The organism is Massilia sp. P2_C2 (assembly GCF_056404615.1).
In genome coordinates, this window is record NZ_JBFUDR010000464.1 from 1 (window position 1) to 3470 (window position 3470).

4 protein-coding genes and 1 pseudogene are annotated in these 3470 nt (G+C 69.8%); all 5 read left to right on the forward strand.

Going from position 1 to position 3470, the window contains the following annotated elements; translation table 11 throughout:
* Window positions 1-375: pseudogene (locus AC1DYX_RS29395) on the forward strand (hypothetical protein); the annotation flags it as partial.
* A gap of 57 nt (window positions 376-432) precedes the next feature.
* Window positions 433-831, forward strand: coding sequence for a hypothetical protein (locus AC1DYX_RS29400; protein WP_477265491.1), 399 nt, complete (start codon window positions 433-435; stop codon window positions 829-831).
* Window positions 828-1496, forward strand: a complete 669-nt coding sequence (locus AC1DYX_RS29405) for a C39 family peptidase (RefSeq protein WP_477265493.1) — start codon at window positions 828-830, stop codon at window positions 1494-1496. Before AC1DYX_RS29400 ends, AC1DYX_RS29405 begins: the two co-directional genes overlap by 4 nt.
* A gap of 7 nt (window positions 1497-1503) precedes the next feature.
* Window positions 1504-2001 carry a hypothetical protein gene (locus AC1DYX_RS29410; protein WP_477265495.1) on the forward strand — a complete coding sequence of 166 codons (498 nt, stop codon included), beginning with the start codon at window positions 1504-1506 and terminating at the stop codon, window positions 1999-2001.
* 30 nt (window positions 2002-2031) lie between these two features.
* Complete coding sequence (locus tag AC1DYX_RS29415) at window positions 2032-3267, forward strand: acetate kinase (protein ID WP_477265497.1); 1236 nt, start codon at window positions 2032-2034, stop codon at window positions 3265-3267.
* The last annotated feature ends 203 nt before the right edge of the window (window positions 3268-3470 follow it).

The following is a 3470-nucleotide window of genomic DNA, read 5'->3' on the forward strand; positions in this document are numbered from 1 at the left end:
GCAACCAACACGGCGGGCGATGGCGCCTATGGCGGTGCCGCCAGCGCCAGCGGCGGCGCGACCGGGCCGGCCAGCGTGGGCAACACGAGCGCCGGTGCGGGCGGCTACGGCGGCGCCGGTGGGGCGAACACGGGCGGCGCCGGCGGATCGCTGGCATCGATCTCGTCCGGCTATGGCGTCGGCGGCGCCGGCGGCGACGGCTATGGTGGCCATGGCGGCACGAACAGCGTCAGTGCCGGCAGCTTCGACATGTCGAACTCGATGAGCAGCGCCGGCCAGTCCGCCGCCGGCGTGCTGGTCATCAGCCAGAACTCCGGCCTGTCGTCGCTGGTCCAGCAGAGCGTGAACGTCCAGAGCAACCTGGCGCTCCACTGATCGCGGCATGCTGCCGTGCCAGCGGGCACGGCAGTTTCCTCACCACCGGAGTCGAGAATGCATCCACATATCCACGCCCTCTTCCTGCGCATGTGTACGCTCGCCGCGCTTGCCCCCCTCGCCACGGTAGCCTGGGCCGATCCCGTCCACGACGCCAGCGGGGCCGCCGCGCGCGCGCTGTTCCGTCCAGAAAACGCCATCGGCGCGCAGGCACCGTCCCGCCCGGACGTGTCCGGCGGACCGCTGGCGCGGCAGCGCGGCGGCACGGATACCCGCAACGACATGCGCCTGGACGGATCGGTCGCGGCCAACACGGCCGTCAACGTCGTCACCGGCACCAACAGCATCGACGCCGGTTCGTTCGCCAACATGGCCGGCATTCCCGTGGTCATCCAGAACAGCGGCGCGAACGTCCTGATCCAGAACGCCACCATCATCAATCTGCAACTCAAATGAAACGCACCACGCTCCTGCTTCTGTGCGCGCTGGGCCAGGGCGTCCAGGCGGCCGACCTGGCGCTTGGCGGCGCCCGCTACGACATACCCGTGCGGAGCATGAAGGCGCTCCGCTTCGCGTCGACCCTGCGCCAGCAATACGACTTCAGCTGCGGCTCGGCCGCACTGGCCACCCTGCTGACGCATCACTACGGCGTGTCCGTCAGCGAGAGCACCGTGTTCGACACCATGTGGGCGCAGGGCGACCAGGCCCGCATCCGGCGCGAGGGCTTCTCGCTGCTCGACATGCAGCGCTTCCTCGCGTCGCGCGGCTTCCTGGCGGACGGCTTTCGGCTGCCGCTGGACAAGCTCGTCGAAGCCGGCCTGCCGGCCATCGTGCTGGTCACGGAAAACGGTTACAACCACTTCGTCGTCATCAAGGGCGCCGCAGATGGCCGCATCCTGCTGGGCGACCCGTCGCGCGGCACGCGCGCCATGCCCAGGGAACGCTTCGAGGCCGCCTGGCCGACGCGGCTGCTGTTCGTGATCCACACGGCGCCGACGCAGCCGCGCTTCAACCTGGGCGAAGACTGGCGCGCAGCCCCGCGCGCGCCGCTCGCCGACGCGGTGGCCCGCACGGCGCCGGGCGCCGTCGATCTGCCCAAGTTCGCGCCCGGCGATTTCTGAGGCGACCATGCGTACGCTCCCCTCTTGCCCCCTCCTGCTCGTCCTGCTCGGCGCCGGTGCCGCGCACGCCGGGCCAATGCCGACGCCGTTCGCGCCCGCGGACGCGGTCAGTCCCGCCGTGCTGGACGCCTGCCGCGGCGGCTTCACGACGCCGACCGGCCTGTCCGTCACGCTCGGCATCGAGCGCATCGTGACGGTCGACGGCCATGTCGCCGCCCGCAACGAATTGCAGCTGGGCGATCTCGGGCGCCTTGTTGCCGGCGCATCGCCGCCCCCTGCCCTGTCCGCCGTGCAGGCCACGCTCGGCCCGAACGGCGGGGGGCTGACGATCCGCCTGGGCCCGGCGGCGGCCGGCGCCACCGTCATCCAGAACAGCCTGGATGGCCAGACGATCGCGAACGCCACAATCATCCATGCCACCGTCAGCGCCCAGGGAATGCTGCAAGCCATGCACTTCCAGGCGACGCTGGCGAACGCCCTCAACGCGGCCGTGACCGCCAGGTAACGACCCAACCGCCCCATGGAGCGATGCGATATGCGAACTCTGCCTGCGCTGTCCGGCGCGCTCGGCCTCGGCATGACCTTGTCCTGTACGCTTGCCGCGGCCCAGTCCGGACCCGACCTCGCCGCGACCATATACGCCATGCGACAACAACTGGAACAGCAGCGCGCCCGCATCGACGCGCTCGAACGGCAACTGCACGCGGCCCCCGGCACGGCGCCGTCGCGGCTCGACGACCTGCGCCGGACGGGCGGCGCCGACACCCTGCCTGAGCCCGCGGTCGTGGGCCGCTCGCCGCAGGTAGATGCGCAGGCACCCGCCGTCGCCCCCATCTTCGAGAGCCCGGGCGTGCTGACGCCGGGCGGGCAAGTGGTCATCGAACCTTCGATCCAGTATGGCTACTCGTCCAGCAACCGGGTGGCGGTCGTCGGCTACACGGTGATACCCGCGCTGCTGATCGGTCTGCTGGACGTGCGCGAAGTGAAGCGCAACACGACCACCGCGGCGACGGCGCTGCGCTATGGCATCGGCAACCGGCTCGAGGCGGAGATCAGGCTGCCGTACGTGTACCGCAGCGATTCGACCGTCAGCCGCGAGATCTTCACGGGTACGGCGGCCGACCGCGCGTTCGACGCGAGCGGCAAGGGCATCGGTGATGCGGAGGCCGCCGTGCGCTACCAGCTCAACGACGGCGGCGCCGACCGGCCATACTTGATCGCCGGCCTGCGCTACAAGACGCGCACGGGGCGCGACCCGTTCGAGGTCGTGACGGATTGCCAGACCCGCTGCGTCGGCGCCAACGTCACCGGGACGGGCCTGCCGTTGACCCTGCCCACCGGCTCCGGCTTCCGTTCTCTGCAACCCAGCCTCACCTGGATGCTGCCGTCCGACCCGGCCGTGTTCTTCGGCAGCTTCAGCTATACCCGCAATGTCGAACGCCGCGACGTCTACCGCACCATCCTCGCGGGGCAGCGCGAACCGCTCGGCACCGTCAAGGCGGGCGACGTCTTCGGCCTCAATCTGGGCATGGGGCTGGCGCTGAACGACGACGCTTCGCTGAGCTTCGGCTACGACCACAGCTCGGTCGGCCGCTCCCGGCAGAACGGCCAGGTGATCCCGGGCTCGGTGCGCATCCAGCTGGGCACCCTGCTGGTCGGCGCCTCGTACCGGCTCGACCCGCACCGCAGCGTGAGCTTCTCCATCGGCGCCGGGCTGACTCGCGACACGCCCGACGTCACCCTCACCGTGCGCCTGCCGTTCGGCCTCTGAAGCCCCAACGGCGGGCCCGCGGCCATTACTATTCTTGCATGGCAGTTATCGACTTTACCGGAAGAAATCGGTAAAAAACGACAGCTCGAGTATTCATTACTTGACCATCTTGAACGCCGGTTACAGAATTATCACCAAAAGTAACTGGCGGTCGCCGCAGTCGCAGCGCCATGGCCAGGCTTTGGCCCTCCACACTCCGTGCC

Bases quoted from the DNA above. Each gene is read 5' to 3' on its own strand.
- AC1DYX_RS29405 (WP_477265493.1), top strand. From the start codon at position 828: ATGAAACGCACCACGCTCCTGCTTCTGTGCGCGCTGGGCCAGGGCGTC.
- AC1DYX_RS29415 (WP_477265497.1), top strand. From the start codon at position 2,032: ATGCGAACTCTGCCTGCGCTGTCCGGCGCGCTCGGCCTCGGCATGACC.
- AC1DYX_RS29410 (WP_477265495.1), top strand. From the start codon at position 1,504: ATGCGTACGCTCCCCTCTTGCCCCCTCCTGCTCGTCCTGCTCGGCGCC.
- AC1DYX_RS29400 (WP_477265491.1), top strand. From the start codon at position 433: ATGCATCCACATATCCACGCCCTCTTCCTGCGCATGTGTACGCTCGCC.